We start from the raw sequence: 1,530 nt of genomic DNA on the forward strand, positions 1-1,530 counted from the left end.
TGTAGAGGCTAAGTTGTAATGTCCGCTTTTAGCCAAGTTCAAATGTCCGCTTTTTCGCAGCGTAAGCTGACCGGCCGCCGGTGTTCCGGCGCGGGAGGCTTTGATGGCTGCGACCGGACTGATAACGATGACGATGCGCGAACTGGACAGGTTCAAGGTCATTCAGGACGTCGCCGACGGCAAGCTCAAGCCGTGGCGCGCGGCAGAACGGCTCAGGCTGACGACGCGTCAGGTTCGCCGCCTCGTTGACCGGTTGTGCGAGCATGGGCCGGCAGGTCTCGTATCGCGCCGGCGCGCGAAGCCCAGCAACAACAGGCTGGATCCAGTGAAGGCGGATCAGGCGCTGTCGATCATCCGTGACCGCTATGCCGATTTCGGACCGACGCTGGCGTGCGAGAAGCTGTACGAATCGCACGGCATTCGCCTTGCCAAGGAGACGGTCAGGCGCCTGATGACGGACGCAGGTCTGTGGGTGCCCCGGCGGCAGCGGCCGCCGAGGATTTACCAGCCGCGTGCCCGGCGCGCGTGTCTGGGCGAGCTGATCCAGATCGACGGCAGCGATCACCGCTGGTTCGAGGAACGCTCGCCGGCCTGCTCGCTGCTGGTGTATGTGGACGATGCAACGAGCCGGCTGATGATGCTGCATTTCACAGCCACGGAATCGACGTTCAGCTACTTTGAAGCGACGCGTGCGTATATCGAGCGCCATGGCAAGCCCGGTGCGTTGTACAGCGACAAATACAGCGTGTTTCGCAAGACCAGCGCAAACAGAGATGGCAACAGCGTGACCCACTTCGGCCGCGCGATGTACGAGCTGAACATTGACACGTTCTGCGCGAACTCGAGCCCCGCCAAGGGCCGCGTGGAACGCGCGCACCTGACGCTGCAGGATCGTCTCGTGAAGGAACTGCGGTTGCGTGGCATCAGCACGGTCACCCAGGCCAATGCATACGCGCCTGCCTTCATGGCGGCCTACAACGCGCGCTTCGCAAAGCCGCCAAAGAGCGGGTTTGATGCTCACCGGCCGCTCAGGGCAGACGAGAATCTCGATCTGGTGTTCACATGGCGCGAGCCGCGCAAGGTGAGCAAGTCGTTGACCGTGCGGTACGACCGGGTCATGTATCTGCTGAAGGACACGCCGGAGCACCGGAAGCTGATCGGCCGGCATATCGAAGTCTGGGAGTATCCGGACGGGCGGATCGAACTGCGGTCGGACGACCGTGTTCTGACGTGCCGGCAGTACGACCGGCTGGCCGAAGTTGACCAGGGCGCGGTCGTTGAGCACAAGCGGCTGGGTCCCGTGCTGCAGGTCTCGCAGGCGATGCAGGCCCAACGCGACAACAGCCGGATTGGTAAAGCGCCTTCGCGAACCCATCTCGGCGTTGCGACCAAAGCTGACGGCAGCTCGCCCGGCAAGAAGAAACAGCGCGAGTTCACGCAGGCCGATATCAATGGTGTGATTCTGGAACAGTCGCAGCAGCGGCAAATGCAACAACCACGCAAACCTGGCCGTCGGTCTGCAAAGGTGAT

Annotated in this window: 1 protein-coding gene; it reads left to right on the forward strand. The window is 62.5% G+C overall.

Annotation, left to right across the window (positions count from 1 at the left end; genetic code table 11):
• Positions 1 to 103: 103 nt before the first annotated feature.
• Positions 104 to 1,530: ISNCY family transposase (locus C0Z16_RS36915; RefSeq protein WP_102636839.1), on the forward strand; the 1,427-nt coding region annotated here is incomplete at its 3' end.

Source organism: Paraburkholderia rhynchosiae (assembly GCF_002879865.1).
Classification (GTDB): domain Bacteria; phylum Pseudomonadota; class Gammaproteobacteria; order Burkholderiales; family Burkholderiaceae; genus Paraburkholderia; species Paraburkholderia rhynchosiae.